This is a genomic window from Gordonibacter pamelaeae (assembly GCF_003340385.1).
Taxonomy (GTDB): domain Bacteria; phylum Actinomycetota; class Coriobacteriia; order Coriobacteriales; family Eggerthellaceae; genus Gordonibacter; species Gordonibacter pamelaeae.
The window spans coordinates 41676-59533 of sequence record NZ_PPTS01000007.1; the positions used below are offsets into that span (position 1 = coordinate 41676).

Sequence of the window (17858 nt, forward strand, 5' to 3'; positions counted from 1 at the left end):
GATGTCGATCCCCTTCCCGGCCCGCGCGCGTCGCCGAGGCGAAACGGTGCCCGTCCAACTTGAGAAATCTGCTATAGTTTAGCCCTATCGGCCCCTCGAGGAACGGACGAATGGAGAAAGAACCGAAAAACCCGGGTTCGCCCGAAGCGGAGGGCGATGCTCCGGCCCCTTCGGGGGCTGCGCCCGCATGCGCGGGCGCCTCGGAGGGCACGGGCCTGCTGCGCGAGGTCAAGCAGGAGGTAAAGGCCCAGGTGTTCCACAACACCGGCTATCTGCGGCTCGACTGGTTCACCCTGTTCTGGCTGTTCGTGGCGGGCTGCGTTATCGGGCTCGCCGTGGAGACCGTGTTCCACGCCATCGTCTACGGCGGCCTCGAGAGCCGCGCAGGCCTGGTGTGGGGACCCTTCTCGCCCATCTACGGCGTGGGCGCCGTGGTGCTGACGCTGTTCCTCAACCGCTTCTACCATTCGCACAACCTGGTCATATTCCTGGTTGCCATGGTGGTGGGCAGCGTGCTGGAGTACGTGACCAGCTGGGGCATGGAGTTTTTCTGGGGTGCCGTGGCCTGGAACTACTCGGGCACGTTCGGCTCCATCAACGGGCGCACGAACTTCGCGTTCGGCATGATGTGGGGCCTCTTGGGCCTCGTGTGGGTACGCGTGGCACTGCCTGCCGTCAAGCAGGCGTTCTCGCACGTGAACGCGCAAAACGCAGCCGTGCGCGCCGTGACGGTGCTCATGACGGCCTTCCTGGCCGCAGACATCGCGGTGACGGTGCTCGCCCTCGACCGCGAGGGGCAGCGCGCCCAGGGCGTCCCCGCCACCACCTGGGAGCAGCGCTTCCTCGACGAGCACTTCCCCGACAGCTTCCTGCAAGCCAGGATGCAGAACATGAGCGTGTACGGGAAAGGATAGGCAAGACAGGGGGACGGTTCTCTTGTCCCCCTCCACTCCTTGCTGGCTTTCATCGAACAGGGGGACAAGAGAACCGTCCCCCTGTCTTACCCCTTGCTGTCTTGCCCCTGCCTTACAGCCTCGGGCGCGGCGCATCCCTCAGCAACTCGAAGACCTCCTCGCCGGCCTCGGTGCGGCCGCGGCTGCGGTCGGCCAGGGAATCGAGGGCGGCTTGCAGGTCGGCGGGCAGGTTGTCGGCGAACGAGAGCTCCTCCCCCGTGGCGGGATGGGTGAACGCCAGCTGGAACGAATGCAGGAACTGGCGCTCGAGCCCCAGGTCGGCAGCCGGGTCCTTAGGGGCGCGTGAGCGGTAGACCGGCTCGCCGGCCAGCGGGTGCTTCGCATACTCCATATGCACGCGGATCTGGTGCGTGCGTCCGGTGAACAGCTTGCAGTCGATGAGCGAGTAGCCATCGTCGCGCGGCCCGTGCTCGAAGCGCTCCAGCACGCGGAACGTCGTCACCGCGTCGCGGGCAGAGGGCACGTCGCGCACGGCCATGCGCGTGCGCTCCTTCTCGGCGCGGGCGATGGGCGCGTCCACCATGCCGGTGTCGTGCGGGATGACGCCATGCACGAGCGCCAGGTAGCGCCGGTCGACGGCGCGGGCGCGGATGTCCTCCATGAGCGCGTAGCCCGCCTCGTCGGTCTTGGCGGCCAGCATGAGGCCGCTCGTGTCGCGGTCGAGGCGGTGCACGATGCCCAGGCGGTCGTCCTCGCCCTGCACGTTGCACAGGTTGGCGGCCCCGCAATGGTGGACGAGCGCGTTCACCAGCGTGCCGTCGTAGTGGTCGACCGAGGGGTGGCACACCAGGCCCACCTGCTTCGACAGCACCAGGAGGTGCTCGTCCTCGAAGCGGATGTCCAGGTCGATGGGCTCGCCTTCGAGCGCGCGGGGGGCTGCCTCCTCGGCCGCCTCGTACACGACGGTGTCGCCGGCCGCCACGGCGTGCTTCTTGGCCACGTTCGCGCCGTTCACGAACACGGCGCCCTCCTCAATGGCGCGCGCGGCGGCGCTGCGGCTGGGGTATAGTCCGCGCTCGGCCATGAGCGCGTCCAGGCGCGCGCCGGCATCGGCCGCGGCCACGATGTGGCAGAGCGAGCGCGTCATCGCTCCCCCGGCCCTTCCCCGCCGCCGTCCCCGGGCGCCTGCGGCTCCCCGGAGCCCTCGGCCAGCGCCGCGGCCTCGCGGTCGGCGCGGCGGTACGCCAGGATCATCCCCGCCACGAACAGCACGAATCCGCACGTCACGCCTATGTCGGCCACGTTGAACACGGGAAAGTCGATGAAAACGGGCTCGATGAAGTCCACCACGTAGCCCAGCGTGAAACGGTCGAACGCGTTGCCCAGCCCGCCCGCCACCACAAGCGCCACGCCCACGACCTCCAGCATCCCCGGACGGGGCGACAGGAAGAACAGGTACGCCACGAGCACGAGGCACACCACGATGGACACCACGCCCAGCAAGAACGTCGAGTCGCCGAACATACCCCACGCCGCACCCGTGTTGTGCACGAGGCGGAAGCGCACGAGCCCGAGGAAGGGTCCGCCGGCTACCTCGCCCACGGCGAACGAGCCGTTGAAGTACCCTTTCGTGAGCGTGTCGAGCGCGAGCCACACCAGGGCAACCGCGCCGAACACGAGCGTATCGCGCAGCCGCGCGGCCCGTCCGAGGGCGCCGGCGCCGCCTACGGCACCCACGCCCGTCCCGCGCCTGTCCTCGCTCAAGCGTCCGACCCCGCTTCCTCGTAGCCGATGGCGTCGAGCACGTCGCCGCAGCGCTCGCACACGGACGGGTGGTTCGGGTTGCCGCCGAGCTCGCGGTAGTTCCAGCAGCGCGGGCACTTCTCGGCGGTCGTCTTGCGCACCTCGGCCGAGAGCTCCTCGCCTTCGACGAACGAGACCGACGCCACGATGAACAGCTCCTCGAACACGGCGGCGTCGTACTGCTCGACATGGTCGAGCACCGAGCGCGGGGCCGTCACGGTCACATCGGCCTCCTGGCTCTTGTTCACGATCTTCTGGCCGCGCGCGTCCTCGAGCGCCTTCGTCACGATCTCGCGCACCCCGAGGATGACGCCGAAGTCCTCGGCGATGCGCTCGGCGTCCGCATCGCCCGGCAGCGCGGGCGCGAAGTCGGACTTCTCGGGCCAGCCGGCCAGCTGCACGTTTCCGGGACGTCCCTCGCGCGAGCGGATGGCCTCGGGATAGTGCTCCCACACCTCGTCAGTGGTGAACGACAGCACCGGCGCCAGCACGCGCACGAGCACCTCGACGATGTTCATGAGCACGGTCTGCGCAGCGCGGCGGCGCGGCGAGTCGGGCGCCTCGGAGTACACGCGGTCCTTCGTGGCGTCCATGTAAACGGCCGAAAGGTCGCCCACGATGTAGTCGTACACCGCGCGGTACACCATATGGAACTTGTATTCGTCGTAGGCACGCTCCACGTCGACGAGCAGGTGCCACAGGCGCACCATGGCCCACTGGTCGACGGGTTCAAGCGCATTCCAGTCGGTGACCGTATGCTTCAGGTCGTCGAAGTCGCTCAAACTGCCCAGCAGGAAGCGCATCGTGTTGCGGATGCGGCGGTACGCCTCGCTCGTGCGCTCGAGGATCTCGTCGCCGATGTTCACGTCCTGGGAGTAGTCGACGCTGGCCACCCACAGGCGCAGCACGTCGGCGCCGCTCTTCGCCATGACGTCCGCCGGGTCGACGCCGTTTCCGGCCGACTTCGACATCTTCTTGCCCTCGGCGTCCATCGTGAAGCCGCAGTGCATGACGGACTTGTACGGCGGCACCCCGTAGGCGCCCATGCTGGTGAGCAGGGACGACTGGAACCAGCCGCGATGCTGGTCGGAGCCTTCGAGGTACATATCGGCTGGGAAGCGCAGGCCCTCGTCGGCGCGGTGCTTCAGCACGGAGGTGTGCGACACGCCGCTCTCCCACCACACGTCGAGGATGTCCTTCTCGGGGATGAGCTCGGAGCAGCCGCAGGTCTCGCACTTCACGCCGCGCGGCAGGTACTCGGACGGCTCGTGCGTGAACCACGCGTCGGCGCCCTCGCGGTAGAACAGGTCGATCACCGCGTCGAACGTCTCGGCGGTGGCCACCGTGTTGCCGCACTTGGCGCACTTGAACACGGGGATGGGCACGCCCCACGAGCGCTGGCGCGAGATGCACCAGTCGGGGCGGTCGGCCACCATGGACCCGATGCGGTTCTTCGCCCACGCGGGGATGAATTCCACCTTGTGGTCGATGGCGTCGAGCGCATCCTCGCGCAGCGAGTTCTTGTCCATGGACACGAACCACTGGTCGGTGGCGCGGAAGATGACCGGCTCGTGGCAACGCCAGCAGTGCGGGTAGCTGTGCAGGATCTTCTTCTCGGCCATGAGCGTGCCGCGCTCGCGCAGCCACTCGATGATGGCCGGGTTCGCCTCGTCCACGTCGAGGCCCGCGAAGGGGCCCGCCTCGTCGGTGAGCACGCCGTTGTCGTCCACCGGCATGAGCAGCGGCACGTCGAACTCCAGCGCCACCAGGTAGTCGTCCTGGCCGTGGCCGGGGGCCGTGTGCACCGCGCCCGTGCCCGACTCGAGCGTGACGTGGTCGCCGTAGATGACGGTGCCCTTGAGGTCCTGGCGGATGGGGCACGTGTAGGTGAGGCCCGTGAACTCGCGGCCCTTGAGCGCGACGGGCTCGCCGTCGGCGCCGCGCACGAGATCGTAGGACTCCCAGCCCGCGATCTCGGCCACCTGCTCCACGAGCTCGCGCGCCATGATCATGTTGGAGCCGTCGGCGACCACCATGACGTAGTCGGCGTCGGGGGCCAGCGACACGGCCGTGTTGGCCGGCAGCGTCCAGGGCGTGGTGGTCCAGATGAGCACGTAGGCGTCGCCCTCGGCGCCCGCGGCCTCGAACATCCCGGGCATGAGGTCCATCTTGAACTTCACGAAGATGGACGGCGACGTCTCGTCGGAGTACTCGATCTCGGCCTCGGCGAGCGCGGTGTGGCAGCGCTTGCACCAGTGGATGGGCTTGCGGCCGCGGTACACCGAGCCGTCGAGGTACATCTTCTTGAACACCTCGACGTTGCCGGCCTCGTAGTTCGGGGTGAACGTGAGGTAGGGATGCTCCCAGTCGCCGTTCACGCCGAGGCGCTTGAAGCCCTCGCGCTGCACGTCGACGTACTTCTCGGCCCACTCGCGGCAGAGGCGGCGCAGCGTGGGCTGGTCGATCTTCGCCATCTTCTCGGGGCCGAGCGTCTTCTCCACCATGTGTTCGATGGGCTGGCCGTGGCAGTCCCAGCCGGGCACGTACGGCGTGAAGAAGCCGCGCTGCGCATGGGACTTGTTCACGAAGTCCTTGAGGATCTTGTTGAAGGCGTGGCCGATGTGGATGGGACCGTTCGCGTACGGGGGGCCGTCGTGCAGGATGAAGGGCTTGCCGTCCTTGTTCTTCTCCAGCACGCGCTCGTAGATGCGCTCCTCCTCCCACTTCGCGAGGCGCTTCGGCTCGTTCTCGGGCAGGTTCGCCCGCATCGCGAAGTCGGTCTTGGGCAGGTTCATCGTTTCCTTGTAACTGTTCGCCACGGCTGTGAGTACCTTTCCTTCAAGTATGCGCTCTCGCGGGGCGGCGATCGGGCCGCCGGGCCCCGCGGGGTTTCCGTTCGTTACAAACCGCTCTAGTATAGTGTAAGCGGGCCCGGATGCCCACGTCCTGCGCGGCGATTTCCAAAAACGCCACAGGAGCGGGCGGGCGCGGACGGTCAGGCCGCTAGCGGCGGCGGGAGGCCGTGCGCAGGAGGGCGGCGGCCGAGATGGCGCGCGCGAGCGCGATGAGGGCGAGCACACCCGACGGGTCGCCGGTTGCGGCGAGCGCGCCCCCGCGGCGCTCGGCCGGTGCCGGGCTGCCGTCGGCGGGGTCGCCGGTTCGGTCGGCGCCGTCCGCGGAGACGATGGCGAGGTCGGTTTCGGCCGAGGCTGCGGCGTAGAGCGCGCCGCCTGCGTCCGCCCCCTCGGGAAGCGTCGCGCGCACGCGGTACGTTCCGACATCCTCGGGCAGACCGGCCTTCCAGTCCGACCGGCCGGCTTCCCGATGCTCGAACGCCACGGCGTCGAGGGCGTCGGCGTCTCCGTAGCGCGCAGTCGAGACGACCTCGGACGCGGCGACCGCCGATCCGTCGCAGACATGCTGGACGTCGGCGCGCACTTCCAGCGTGGCCACGGGGAGCACCCGCACGGGGAAGGCGTCCTTGGTCGCCCCCTCGCGGTTCTCGGCCGCAGCGTACCCCGGCGCGGGCGCCAGCCCGTAGACCGTGTTGCCCGCCCAGTCCCGCGCCTCGTCGGCGAAGAACCCTCCCGTGATGGAGGAGTCGCCATAGGTCAGCGAGCCGTAGCCGCTGCCGATGGCCTGCGCGATCGGCCTGATGACGGTTCCTTGGGCGTAGTCGGGGTCTGGTGTCTGACCGGGGATCGCCGCGACGAATCCGCCGGTGATCGCAATGTTCGAGCCGCGTCCGCCCGAGCACGGCCTGATGTTGTTGTCGAGCCCGGATCCGCCGCCTATGGCGGTGGCGAAGTCGCCGCCATAGGCCATAACCGTCCCGCCCGAGATGGCGATGTTCCTGCCATCGCCAACGACCCCGCCGCCGATGCCGGCCCCTTCCGATCCTCCCGTCGCCGTCACCGTTCCGCCCGAGATGGCCATGTCGCTGCCGTCGCCATTGAAACCGCCGCCGACGCCTGCGGCCCATTCACCGCCTGTCGCCGTCACGGTTCCTCCGGTGATGACGATATCGTTGCCGCCGCCGCCTTCGCCGCCGCCGATGCCTGCGGCGCGCTCGCCTCCTTGAGCCGTGACCTGACCACCTTCTATCACAACGTTTGAGCAGAATCCCCAGTAGCCGCCGCCGATGCCGGCTGACCCGTATCCGCCTATCGCCGTGACCTCGCCGCCCGTGATGGTGACGTCTGCGCTGTTGCCGGTGAGGTCGTATCCGTATGAACCACCGATTCCAGCGCCGAACTTGCCTCCTTGGGCCGTCACGACCCCTCCGGTGATGGTGATGTTCGAGCCGCTGCTCATGAACCCGCCGCCGATGCCTGCTCCCGGTTCATTGCCTACAGCCGTCACCGTCCCGCCCGCGATGGTGATGTTCGAGCCGTTCTGCTTGCGGTCGCCGCCGATGCCGGCAGCCCCTCCGCCTTCTGCGAAGAGCGAGCCTTGTCCGGATATGGCAAGCGGATTCTCGCCGTTCCGGAGACCGGCATGGCCAAAAGTCGACGTGAGGGAATTCTCCCCTTCGATCACGAGGTCGAGTCCGCCGGACGCAACCGAAAACGCCGCTCCCGGATTTTCTGCCGTCGTCGGTGGGCGGTGCGCCCGGGTCCGCCATCGAGATGGTCAGCGGCGTCTCGCCGAGAACCGTGAGGACGCCGCCCTCATAGGTGAAATCGACGCCCTCCTGGCCGCCGAGCACATTGAGGGCGCGGCCGTCCGCGTAAGCGGTCCGCGCGAGGACGAGGGCACAGCACGCCGCAAGGACGATAAGGACCCGCGCCCAGCGAACCGCCGACGCGGCCTGGCGCAGCCCGGGCCGTTCCGCCGCCTTCGAAGCCCCCATACGCGCCGCCTCTTCTCGGATCCCTCGCCCTCCTGCACGATCGGTAGCCCATTCTATCATGGGCCCAAAGCAATTCGTTGAAGAGGGGCGCGCGCCTCGGAGATCGGAGGTGTTCACCCGTTCTCCAAAATCGCGGCGTCGAACGCGTAGCGAAAGGCTATACTTTTACTCGATACACGGAGAAGCTATGCGTAGAAGCCGCTGATCCCGTTCCACGTCGGCGCGGTGCAACAAAGGAAGGATCCGCCATGCCCATGGATTTTGAGATCGTCACCGATTCAAGCAGCAACCTCGTCGAGGAGATGATCGACGACTTCGGCCTGCACGTCCTGCCCCTCACCTTCATGGTGGACGGCGAGGAGTACCAGAGCTACCTCAAGGGCCAGCACACCGACCTCAAGCAGTTCTACACCATGATGCGCGAGGGCAAGGTCATCACCACGTCGCTGCCGAACCTGGCCGAGTCCGAGGCGCTCATGCGCGGCCTCCTAGAGCAGGGGCGCGACATCCTGTACCTGGGCTTCTCGAGCGGCCTCTCCGGCACCTTCGAGGCCACCGAGCTTTTGATGCGCGACCTGGCGGCGGAGTTCCCGGAGCGCACCCTCCTCGCGGTGGACACGCTGGCGGCCTCCGGTGGCGAGGGCCTGCTCGTGTGGCATGCCGTGCAGCGCGCCCGCGCCGGCGCCCCCATCGGGGAGGTGCGCGACTGGGTGGAGGAGAACAAGCTGCACCTGGCCCACTGGTTCACGGTGGACGACCTCATGTTCCTGTTCCGCGGCGGGCGCGTGTCGAAGACGGCCGCCTGGGCGGGCACCATGCTCAACATCAAGCCGGTCATGCACGTGGACGACGAGGGGCATCTCATCCCGCTCGAGAAGGTGCGCGGCCGCAAGAAGTCGCTGAACGCGCTCGTGGACCACATGGAGAAGAGCGCCGTCCAGCCCATCGACCAGCAGATGGTGTTCATCACCCACGGCGACTGCCTCGAGGAGGCCGAGTACGTGGCCGAGCAGGTGAAGGAGCGCTTCGGCGTGAAGGAGGTCGTCATCAACTACGTCGACCCCGTCATCGGCGCCCACTCCGGCCCCGGCACCATGGCCCTGTTCTTCCTTGCCGACAAGCGCTAGCCTTGATCTTGAGCGGGCCGCCGGGCAACCGACGGCCCGCCGTCACTTGTAGTCCGCCGGGTTCTTGCTGGACGAGCCGGTGGTGTTCTCCTCGTTGCGCAGCTCGTGGCCGAAGCGCACGGCGGCCTCGCCGAAGCGGTCCTTCACGAGGTCGGTGGCCTCGATGAGGCCGCGGCGCTTGCGCTCGTCGCGCACGACGGGCTCGACGTCGTCAGCGGACGGCGCCGCCTCGGCCACGTCGAAGAGGCTCTCCTGCACGACGCCCTCCTCCGAAAAGCCGCTCATGCCCACGCCGATGAGGCGCAGCGGCGTGCCGGGGCGCCACACCTCGTCGACCATGGCATAGAGCAGCGGCGTGTAAGCCAGCTCGTCATCGCTCGGGCGCGGCAGTTGGCGCTGCACCGAGCGCACGCTCAGGTCGTCGAACTTCACGCGCAGCGCGAGCGTGCGGCCGCGCAGGCCCTTGCGGCGAAGGCGGCGGCCCACCTTCGCCGCCATCGTGGCGATGGCGGCCTCCACGTCCTCGCGGCGGGTCAGATCCGTCGCGAACGTCATCTCGTTGGACACCGACTTCACGGCATCGTCCTGCTCGACCGGCGCGTCGTCGCCGCCGTTCGCCCGCACGTGCATCACGCGCCCGAGCTTGCCGAACACGCGCTCGAGCATGCGCAGGTCGGCGTCGGCCAGCTGCCCCAGCGTGCGGATGCCGCGCGATTTCAGCTTCTCCTCGGCCGATGCGCCGATGCCGCTCATCACTCGCACGGGCAGCGGCGCCAGGAAGTCGCGCTCGCTGCCGGGGTAGACCACGGTGAGGCCGCGCGGCTTGTCCATGTCCGAGGCGATCTTCGCGATGGTCTTGGAGGTGCCTGCGCCGATGGAGCATGTCACCCCCAGCTCCTCCACGCGCCGCTGGATGCGCTGGGCCACCCGCACCGGGTGCTCGCGGTTCACCACGGTAGGCGTGACGTCCAGGAACGCCTCGTCGATGCTCACCTGCTGCACATGCGGCGTCTCGGAGCGCAGGATGGCCATGATGGCGTTGGACACCTCGCGGTAGCGATCGAAGCGCCCGTGCGTCCAGATGGCGTCGGGGCACAGGCGGCGCGCCGTCGACGAGGGCATGGCGCTTCTCACCCCGTAGGGCCGCGCCTCGTAGGAGGCGGTGGACACCACGCCGTGCTTGTCCGCATCGCCGCCCACGATGACGGGCTTGCCACGCCAGGCAGGGTGGTCCAGCTGCTCGACCGAGGCGAAGAACGCGTCCAGGTCCACCAGCAGGATGGCCGACCCCTCCCACGGCTCGAGCGGCAGCGGGCGCGCCGGAGCTTCCCCTGCCGGCGGGCGGGAGGGGCGGTTGCCCGGTGCGGGCGCGGCGGTCTGCGGGAATTCTTCCTTCATTGCGCGAATTAGTCTACCATGCCGCACGTGGCCGTTGGGAACATGTGCTAGGATTATCATTCCCTCGCAACCTCCGCGCCCGATCGCGCGGGCGGGGAACTTGACATACACGGCCGCGCTCGAATCTGCCACCTGCTGAAACGTCCCCCAGATTCCCCTCAAGCCCGCAGCGGACCGTATCGGGAAGAGATGGGAAGGAGAGACGACATGTCGAACGGATGCGATGCGACGCCCGGCGTGCGCGCCGCGGTGACCGCCCTGCCCGAGCAGCTGCTCTCCCCTCCCTACGAGTTGCGCACCGAGATGAACTGGATAGACTTCTCGGGAACGGCCAACCCGCTGGGCACGCCCCCCTCGTTCATCCGCGCCATGCAGGCCGCCCTCGCAGCCGGCGAGCTGAACTACTCCCCCGACCGTGAGGCGCACACGCTGCGCAGCGTGCTGGCGCGCCAGCACGGCCTGCCCGTGGAGTCGTTTTTGGTGGGCTCGACCGTGGGCGACATGGTGCGCGCCGTCGCGCAGACCTACCAGCCCTGCACCGTGGGCGTGGCCGTGCCGGGCCCGGTGGAGTACGCGCTGGCGGCCGGCAACGCCGGGCACCGCGTGGTGGAGATCACGAGCCCCGCCGGCTTCGTCATGCCCGACCCCGCCGCGGCCGCGCGCCACGGCGTGTCCTTCGACGCCGCGGTGCTGGCGAACCCCGGCTACCCTACGAGCCGCCTGCTGCCCCTGCCCACGTTGCTGGCCTACCTGGACGCATGCATCTGGGTCGTGGTGGACGAGCGCTCCATCGAGCTCACGCTCGGCGGCGAGAGCATGGTGGGCCTGGTGAAGGAGCACCGCAACCTCGTGGTGGTGCGCTCGCTCTGCGAGCCGTACGCCATGCCGGGCATCCCCATCAGCTACTGCGGGGCGCACCCCGACACCATCGCGCAGATCGCGCGCTTCTACGACAGCTCGGGCGTGCCGATGTTCGCCGAGGTGCTGGGCGAGCTCGCGCTGGCCGAGCGCGAGCACCTGGAGCGCACGCGCGAGTTCCTGGACTCCGAGATACCGTGGATGCAGTGCATGCTGAGCCTGGTGCCGGGCATCGACATCTTCCCCGCCGAGGCGAACTACGTCATGTGCGCGTTCGACCACGGCCCCGACCTGGATCTGGGCGTGGCGAGCACCGAGGAGCTGGCGGCGCGCCTGCAGCTGGCCGGGTTCCTCATCCGCAAGCTGCAGGGCACGCCGGGGCTCACCAACGGCAAGTACTTCTGCGTGGCCGTGCGCACCCGCGAGGACAACGAGAAGCTCATCGCCGCCCTCCGCGAGATCATCGCGGGGTGCTAGGGGAGGCTACTCCACGCCCGTCACCTCGTAGTCCTGCTCCTCCACGGCGGCCTTCAGGGTCGCATCGTCCACCTCGTGCGCGAGCTTCGCGACGGCGGTCTTCGCGTCGAGGTCCACGACGGCCTCCTCCACGCCGTCCACGGCTTCGAGGGCCTTCTTCACGCGCGCGACGCAGTGCTGGCACATCATGCCCTCGACATGCAGGGTCTTCTCCATGGCGCTCTCCTTCGTTATAGGGTCTTCCTTCACGGCGGGCGCGGGGGCGTCCGCCGGTGCTGCTGTGAACCGCGGCTGCCACCCGCGCAGCCGCAGCGCGTTCGACACCACGCACACCGAGCTCAACGACATGGCGGCCGCGGCGATCATCGGGTTCAGGTTCACGCCTGCGAAGGCCAGCGCGCCGGCCGCCACCGGGATGCACACGGCGTTGTAGACGAGCGCCCAGAACAGGTTCTGCTTGATGTTGCGCAGGGTGGCGCGCGACAGCTGGATGGCCGCCGGCACGTCCATGAGGTCGCTTCTCATGAGCACGACATCGGCGCTCTCGATGGCCACGTCGGTGCCGGCGCCGATGGCGATGCCGATGTCGGCGCGGGCGAGCGCGGGCGCATCGTTGATGCCGTCGCCCACCATGGCCACGCGGCCGCGCTCGGCCAGGCGGCGGATCTCGCGCTCCTTGCCCTCGGGCAGCACGCCGGCTATCACCTCGTCTGCGCCCACCTCGCGCTGGATGGCGGCGGCCGTGCGCTCGTTGTCGCCGGTGAGCATCACGGTGCGGATGCCCATGGCTTTGAGCTCGGCCACGGCGGCGCGGCTCGTGGGCTTCACCGTGTCGGCCACGGCGATCACGCCCAGCAGCCTGCCGTCGGCGGCGAAGAACAGCGGCGTCTTGCCATCGTCGGCCAGGCGCTGCGCCCGTGCCCCCATCTCGCCTGCATCCACGCCGTGCGCCTCCATCATGCGCAGGTTGCCGGCCAGCACGGCCGCGTCGTCCACGGCGGCGGACAGGCCCTCGCCGGACACCTGCATGAAGCCCTCGACGCGAGCGTCCGCCGCCATCCCGCGCGCCTCGGCGAAGCCGCACACGGCGCGGGCGAGCGGGTGCTCGCTTGGATGCTCCACGGCCAGCGCCGTCGCCAGCAGGCGCTCCTCGGGCACGCCCGGCGCAGGCAGCACGTCGGTCACGCTCGGGGTTCCCTGGGTCACGGTGCCGGTTTTGTCCAGCACGACGGTGCGCACGTCGTGGGCGCCCTCCAGCGCCTCGGCCGACTTCACCAGGATGCCGCTCCTCGCGCCGCGGCCGGTGCCCACCATGATGGCCGTGGGCGTGGCGAGCCCCAGCGCGCAGGGGCACGATATCACGAGCACCGAGATGGCGTGCGACAGGGCCGACTCGAGCCCCGCCCCCAGCACCATCCATACGGCGAACGTGCCCAGCGCGATGACGATGACCACGGGCACGAACACGCCGCTTATGCGGTCGGCGATCTTCTCGATGGGCGCCTTGGAACTGGTGGCCTCGTCCACGAGGCGGATGATGCCGGCGAGCGTGGTGTCGTCGCCCACGCGCGTGGCGCGCATGGTGAAGTAGCCCGTGCGGCTCACCGTGGCCCCCGTCACCGGGTCGCCAGGCGCCTTGTCGACCGGCACCGACTCGCCGGTGATGGCCGACTCGTCCACCGATGCCGCGCCGGCCACCACCACGCCGTCCACCGGCACGCCCTCGCCCGCGCGCACCGCCAACACGTCGCCCTCGCGCACGTCGTCGGCCAGGATCTGCTCCTGGGTGCCGTCGGCGGATACGCGCACGGCCGTCTTGGGCGCCAGGTCCATGAGCGTGGCGATGGCATCGGTCGTGCGGCCCTTCGCGCGCGCCTCGAAGTACTTGCCCAGCGTGATGAGCGTGAGGATCATGGCCGCGCTCTCGAAGTACAGGTCCATGCCGGCCGCATGCGCCCCGTGCACGTCGCCCGCACCGAGCGCGTAGGCGATGCGGTACAGCGCGTACACGCCGTATACCGTGGCCGCCGTGGAGCCGAGCGCTATGAGCGAGTCCATGTTGGGCGCGCCGCGGAAGAGCGTCTTGAAGCCCACGCGGAAGAACTTGAAGTTCACGAACACCACGGGCGCGAGCAGCAGCAGCTGCGTGAGGCCGAACGCCATGATGTTGCGCTCGCCCAGCAAGAACCCCGGCAGCGGCCAGCCGAACATGTGGCCCATGGAGATATAGAACAGCGGGATGGTGAACGCGAACGACACGACGAGCCGCATCCTCACCTGCTTGGCCTCTGCGGCGGCCGCACCCATCGGCGTGGGCGCTCCCGCTCGGGCGTCGCCGCCCGCAACAGAGCCCCCGGCACCCACGGGGCCCGCCCCCTTGGCCGGGCGCGGGAAGGCGCCGTAGCCCGCCTTCTCCACGGCCGCGGCCACGGCTGCGAGCGTCTCGGGCGCGCCGTCGGAGTCCACTTCCATGCTGTTCTTCAGCAGGTTCACAGCAACGTCGGACACGCCTTCCACGCCGCGCGCCGCCTTCTCCACGTGCGCCGAGCACGCCGCGCACGTCATGCCGGTCACGTCGAACGTCTGCTTCAAGGCTTCCGCCTCCTAACTTGCGCGGCCCGTGCGGACCGCGTCGTCCGTCCTGGTTGTCTTCGCCGTCGAACGGGGCCGCGTGCTCCTGCGCCACGCGCATCGCACCGTTCGATCGGGCGCGAGCCCGCCTTGGCTCGCATGCCCGCGACGTCGGTTTTTCGTTCGCTCGCAAGCCCGCCCGATCCACCCGCTGAAAGCACCGCTTCCGCACAGGCAGCTTTCCCGATCACGAACGGATGTTTCACGTGAAACATCCGCCGTCGAATCGCTTGCGGCGATACGCGCTGCGGTGCGGTCAGCGCGAGAACTTCCTCATGAGCTGCATGACCTCGTCGACGACCTCCACGTTGCCGCGCTGTATCTGCTCGACCACGCATGTCTCCAAATGGTTCTGCAGAAGCTTGCTCGAGATGCTGCGCACGGCGCTCTCGGCCGCGGCCAGCTGCACGAGCACGTCGCCGCAGTAGCGGTTGTCGTCGAGCATGGCCTTCACCCCGCCCAGCTGCCCTATCACCCGGTTGAGGCGCTTTTGCAGGTCGGCCTGCAGCTCCTCGTCGCGGGGCGTTTCCTTGTGACGGCACGGGCACGCCGCCCCGTCGCGCGCGCCGCCCTCCGTCGCCCTCGCGCCGTCGTCGGTCGCGATCGCGCCGTCGTCGGTCGCGGTCGCCTTTTCATCCGTCAACGGGCCGTCGCTCGCCATGGCTCGTCCTCTCTGCTTGCCTTATACCCCTGTCGGGTATCTATCACGCGGTCAGTATATACCCCATGAGGGTATTGTCAAGAGACGTTGCCCGACAGTTTGTCAACATCGTGCAGGTTTTCGCTCCTCCTTGGCCCGGGTCGGTCCGTGCGAAACTGCATGAATGGTAGAATTGCCCGCTGAAACCGATAGAGGAGGAATTCCATGACCACCGTCTCGTCCGTGAAAGACGTGAGGAACAGCAAGATAAGCGTGCAGGTTGCCGTGATATCCATGCTGCTGGTGCCGGTGGCGGGCGTGAGCTGCCTGCTGTTCCCCGCCCTTGCCGAGGAGGCGCTGCCGTGGTACCTGGGCGTGCCGATGGTGGTCTCGGCCATCGGCAGCATCGTGGCCGTCGTGCGCGAGCGCGATGCGGGCGCGGGCCGCGAGAGCCTGGGGTCGGCCATCGTGCTGTGCGTCCTCGGCCTGGTCATCATCGTGCACGGGGCGAACTCCACCGTGTTCATCGGCATCGTATGGGGCCTTCTCGGCCTGCAGAAGGCCGCCCGCACGTTCGACGGCATCTTCTCCGACATCAGGCACAAGCGCCCCTTCGCCGTGGCGCTGGCGTTCTGCGTGCTGCAGTTCGTGCTGTCGGTGCTGCTCATACTGAACCCGTTCGCCAACATCGAGCACCATCTCATCGTGCTGGGCATCGAGCTCATCCTCTATCCCTTCAAGCTGCATCGCAAGCACGGCAAGCTGAAGATAGAGGCCGAGGCGTAGCGACGGGGGCAGGGCTGCGCGGGCGGCATCCGCGCAGCTGCAAGAGGCGTGCCGCACTGGAAAACGCGCGGCAGAAGCCCGTCTTGGAGGCGGTCCTGGCAGGCGGTTCCTAGAGCAGCTCGCCGCGCGTCGATATCGTGGCCACCGCGAACGGCACGTCTTTTCCGCTGCGCGCGAGCGCCGTCCGCGCCGCCTGCTCCAGCCCGCCGCAGCAGGGAACCTCCATGCGCGCGACCGTGACCGAGGCCACGTCGTTGGAGGCGAATATCTCGGCCAGCTTGTCCGCGTAGTCGACCGCGTCGAGCTTGGGGCAGCCGATGACCGTGATCTTGCCGTCCATGAGGCGACGGTGGAAGTCCGCATAGGCGAACGCCGTGCAGTCGGCCGCCACGAGCACGTGCGCGCCCGCGAAGTACGGCGCCTGAGCAGGCACGAGCTTGATCTCCACCGGCCACTGCGCCAACCGGGACCTCGGCGGAGCGTCCGGGGCTGCGGCGGCGGCAGAAGCGTCGGCCGCCGCCGACGCGGCAGGCGAGTCCTCTGCCGCGAAGAACCTCGAGAGCGACCCCGGGCAGCCGGCTGCATGCCGCGCTGCTGCGACGGGCTCGGGCGCGGCGCCCGCATGCCCCGACGACCCATCGGCCGGGGACCCTGCTGCCGCCTTCGCCGCGAGCACCGCCTGCTTGTCGTAGGGCTGCGCCTCGCGCTGTACGAACGAGATGGCCCCGGCCGGGCATGCCGGCAGGCAGTCGCCCAGCCCGTCGCAGTAGTCGTCGCGCAGGAGCCGCGCCTTGCCGCCCACCAGGCCGATCGCGCCCTCGTGGCATGCTTCTGCGCACAGCCCGCATCCGTTGCAGGCAACCTCGTCTATCTCCACGATCGTACGGATCATCTCCGCCTCCTCCGCCTCCTCCGTCTCCCCGCCTGCCGCGGGCCCGCAACCTGCGTCACGCAACCGCCGCCCGCGCCCGAGCTTGCTCCTATTCGAGGCAAGCCTACCATCCCGACCTCCTCTCTTCTGTTGTATTTACAACATTTCCCACTCCAACCGTTTTTTGGTTCGCGAAAAAACGGTTGTGGAGCCTCTCGCCGCGGTTCGACAGCCCCGAAACGCCGCGACCCCTCGGCTCGGCAGCTCGGTAGCTCGGCAGTTCCGCAGGACTCTCTCGGTTACCGCATCTCCCCATCCCTCTTTTTTCACTCCCCTGCTCACTTACTCCCCGCGGGCACTCCCCCTGCATTTTCTGCAACAATACGGCGCCCGGGCGGCCTGGCCGTCCCCTGCGCTGGCACCACCGGGCCCCGTCATCCAAAAATGTTTCACGTGAAACATTCGTTCGCTATCCCGACGACCCACAGCCCCCGCCATGAGAGGTGCCCCCTCCTCTTTTTCTCTTTCTCTTGCACATCTTTCCCGCGACCTCCTTGCCTCCCGCTCATCGACCGCCGTTTTTCCAGCACCCTTCCACCCCCCTCCCGGCCCAACCCCAACCCCTCCGCTCCCTTTCGCCGTTTTCCGGCGATTCGTTTTTTCGTTGGCTGGGAGAAAATCTCCCGAACCTCTTGACAGCTCCCTTCCGGTTCGTATACTTATGATCAGTTGTTCATATGTTAAGAGGTTGAAATGACATCAAAGCGAAACGAAGCGAACGAAGCGCCCGCCCCGACGACGGAGCACGATCACGGATGCGCGTGCGGAAGCGCGGAGCATCCCTCGCCCGACCAGCCGCCCGATTCGTTGCCCGACGAGGAGCTGCTCTACGACCTGGCCGACCTGTTCAAGGTGTTCGGCGACACCACGCGCATCAAGATACTCTACGCCCTCATGGGCACGGAGCGGTGCGTGGCCGACATCGCCGAGCTCATCGGCGCCACGCAGAGCGCCGTGTCGCACCAGCTGCGCACGCTCAAGCAGGCCCGCCTCGTGAAGTTCCAGCGCGACGGCAAGAACGTCATCTACTCGCTGTCGGACGACCACGTGTACACCATGCTGGCCCAGGGCATGACCCACATCTGCGAATGACGAGCGCCACCGACACGTACAGATGTTTCACGTGAAACATCTCGCCCGGAAGACGAAAACAGGAGAGCGCCGGCAGCGGCGCACGTGAAAGGAAGAACCATGCGCAAGGCTTTCAAACTCCAGGACCTCGATTGCGCGAATTGCGCCGCGAAGATGGAGAACGCCATCAAGGGCATCGACGGCGTGAAAAGCGCCACGGTCAGCTTCATGACGCAGAAGCTCGTGATCGAGGCCGACGACGACTGTTTCGACGCCGTGCTCGACGAAGCGCAGCGCGCCTGCTCGAAGATCGAGCCGGATTGCGTCATCCTGCGTTAACCCACCGACCATCGAGGGGGCGCCTGCGCAC

General features: G+C 68.3%; 14 protein-coding genes. 6 read left to right on the forward strand and 8 right to left on the reverse strand.

The annotated features are described in order from the left end of the window. Positions 1–110 precede the first annotated feature (110 nt). Positions 111–914 (forward strand): putative ABC transporter permease, encoded by an 804-nt coding sequence (locus C1877_RS11340; protein WP_114569215.1) that lies wholly within the window; start codon positions 111–113, stop codon positions 912–914. Positions 915–1026: 112 nt separating this feature from the next. Here the strand turns inward: C1877_RS11340 and C1877_RS11345 are convergent, their stop codons facing one another. The 4 genes from C1877_RS11345 to C1877_RS11360 form a co-directional block, all read right to left on the reverse strand. Continuing rightward, on the reverse strand, positions 1027–2061 hold the full coding sequence (locus tag C1877_RS11345; RefSeq protein WP_114569216.1) for an RluA family pseudouridine synthase: 1035 nt from the start codon (positions 2059–2061) through the stop codon (positions 1027–1029). Further along, a complete protein-coding gene (lspA, locus tag C1877_RS11350; protein ID WP_173011794.1) occupies positions 2058–2678 on the reverse strand; it encodes a signal peptidase II in 621 nt (206 codons plus the stop codon). The genes C1877_RS11345 and lspA overlap by 4 nt, the downstream gene beginning before the upstream one ends. Beyond that, positions 2675–5536 carry an isoleucine--tRNA ligase gene (gene ileS / locus C1877_RS11355; RefSeq protein ID WP_041238807.1) on the reverse strand — a complete coding sequence of 954 codons (2862 nt, stop codon included), beginning with the start codon at positions 5534–5536 and terminating at the stop codon, positions 2675–2677. The genes lspA and ileS overlap by 4 nt, the downstream gene beginning before the upstream one ends. 184 nt (positions 5537–5720) lie before the next feature. After that, on the reverse strand, positions 5721–7256 hold the full coding sequence (locus C1877_RS11360) for a hypothetical protein (RefSeq protein WP_114569217.1): 1536 nt from the start codon (positions 7254–7256) through the stop codon (positions 5721–5723). 561 nt (positions 7257–7817) lie between these two features. Between C1877_RS11360 and C1877_RS11365 the strand changes: the two genes are divergently transcribed. Beyond that, positions 7818–8696, forward strand: coding sequence for a DegV family protein (locus C1877_RS11365; protein WP_114569218.1), 879 nt, complete (start codon positions 7818–7820; stop codon positions 8694–8696). A 42-nt stretch (positions 8697–8738) separates the two neighbouring features. On the opposite strand, the gene dinB is transcribed toward C1877_RS11365, so the two are convergent. Continuing rightward, entirely contained in the window at positions 8739–10094 is a 1356-nt protein-coding gene (gene dinB, locus C1877_RS11370) for a DNA polymerase IV (RefSeq protein WP_114569219.1), read from the reverse strand. A gap of 207 nt (positions 10095–10301) precedes the next feature. Here dinB and C1877_RS11375 point away from each other — a divergent pair, with 207 nt between their 5' ends. Next, a complete protein-coding gene (locus C1877_RS11375; RefSeq protein WP_114569220.1) occupies positions 10302–11429 on the forward strand; it encodes a pyridoxal phosphate-dependent aminotransferase in 1128 nt (375 codons plus the stop codon). A 6-nt stretch (positions 11430–11435) separates the two neighbouring features. Here the strand turns inward: C1877_RS11375 and C1877_RS11380 are convergent, their stop codons facing one another. Together C1877_RS11380 and C1877_RS11385 are read right to left on the reverse strand one after the other, a co-directional pair. Beyond that, complete coding sequence (locus tag C1877_RS11380) at positions 11436–14021, reverse strand: heavy metal translocating P-type ATPase (protein WP_114569221.1); 2586 nt, start codon at positions 14019–14021, stop codon at positions 11436–11438. Positions 14022–14316: 295 nt separating this feature from the next. Further along, positions 14317–14721: a metal-sensing transcriptional repressor gene (locus C1877_RS11385; protein WP_015538803.1), complete on the reverse strand. Its 405-nt coding sequence runs from the start codon at positions 14719–14721 to the stop codon at positions 14317–14319. 204 nt (positions 14722–14925) lie between these two features. On the opposite strand from C1877_RS11385, the gene C1877_RS11390 reads away from it, so the two are divergent. Continuing rightward, positions 14926–15486 carry a DUF308 domain-containing protein gene (locus tag C1877_RS11390; RefSeq protein ID WP_015538804.1) on the forward strand — a complete coding sequence of 187 codons (561 nt, stop codon included), beginning with the start codon at positions 14926–14928 and terminating at the stop codon, positions 15484–15486. Between the two features lie 109 nt (positions 15487–15595). On the opposite strand, the gene C1877_RS11395 is transcribed toward C1877_RS11390, so the two are convergent. Next, positions 15596–16378 (reverse strand): ATP-binding protein, encoded by a 783-nt coding sequence (locus C1877_RS11395; RefSeq protein ID WP_114569222.1) that lies wholly within the window; start codon positions 16376–16378, stop codon positions 15596–15598. Between the two features lie 732 nt (positions 16379–17110). On the opposite strand from C1877_RS11395, the gene C1877_RS11400 reads away from it, so the two are divergent. Both C1877_RS11400 and C1877_RS11405 read left to right on the forward strand, forming a co-directional pair. Then, positions 17111–17509 carry an ArsR/SmtB family transcription factor gene (locus tag C1877_RS11400; RefSeq protein WP_015538805.1) on the forward strand — a complete coding sequence of 133 codons (399 nt, stop codon included), beginning with the start codon at positions 17111–17113 and terminating at the stop codon, positions 17507–17509. Positions 17510–17608: 99 nt separating this feature from the next. Then, positions 17609–17827: a cation transporter gene (locus C1877_RS11405; RefSeq protein WP_015538806.1), complete on the forward strand. Its 219-nt coding sequence runs from the start codon at positions 17609–17611 to the stop codon at positions 17825–17827. Positions 17828–17858: the final 31 nt, after the last annotated feature.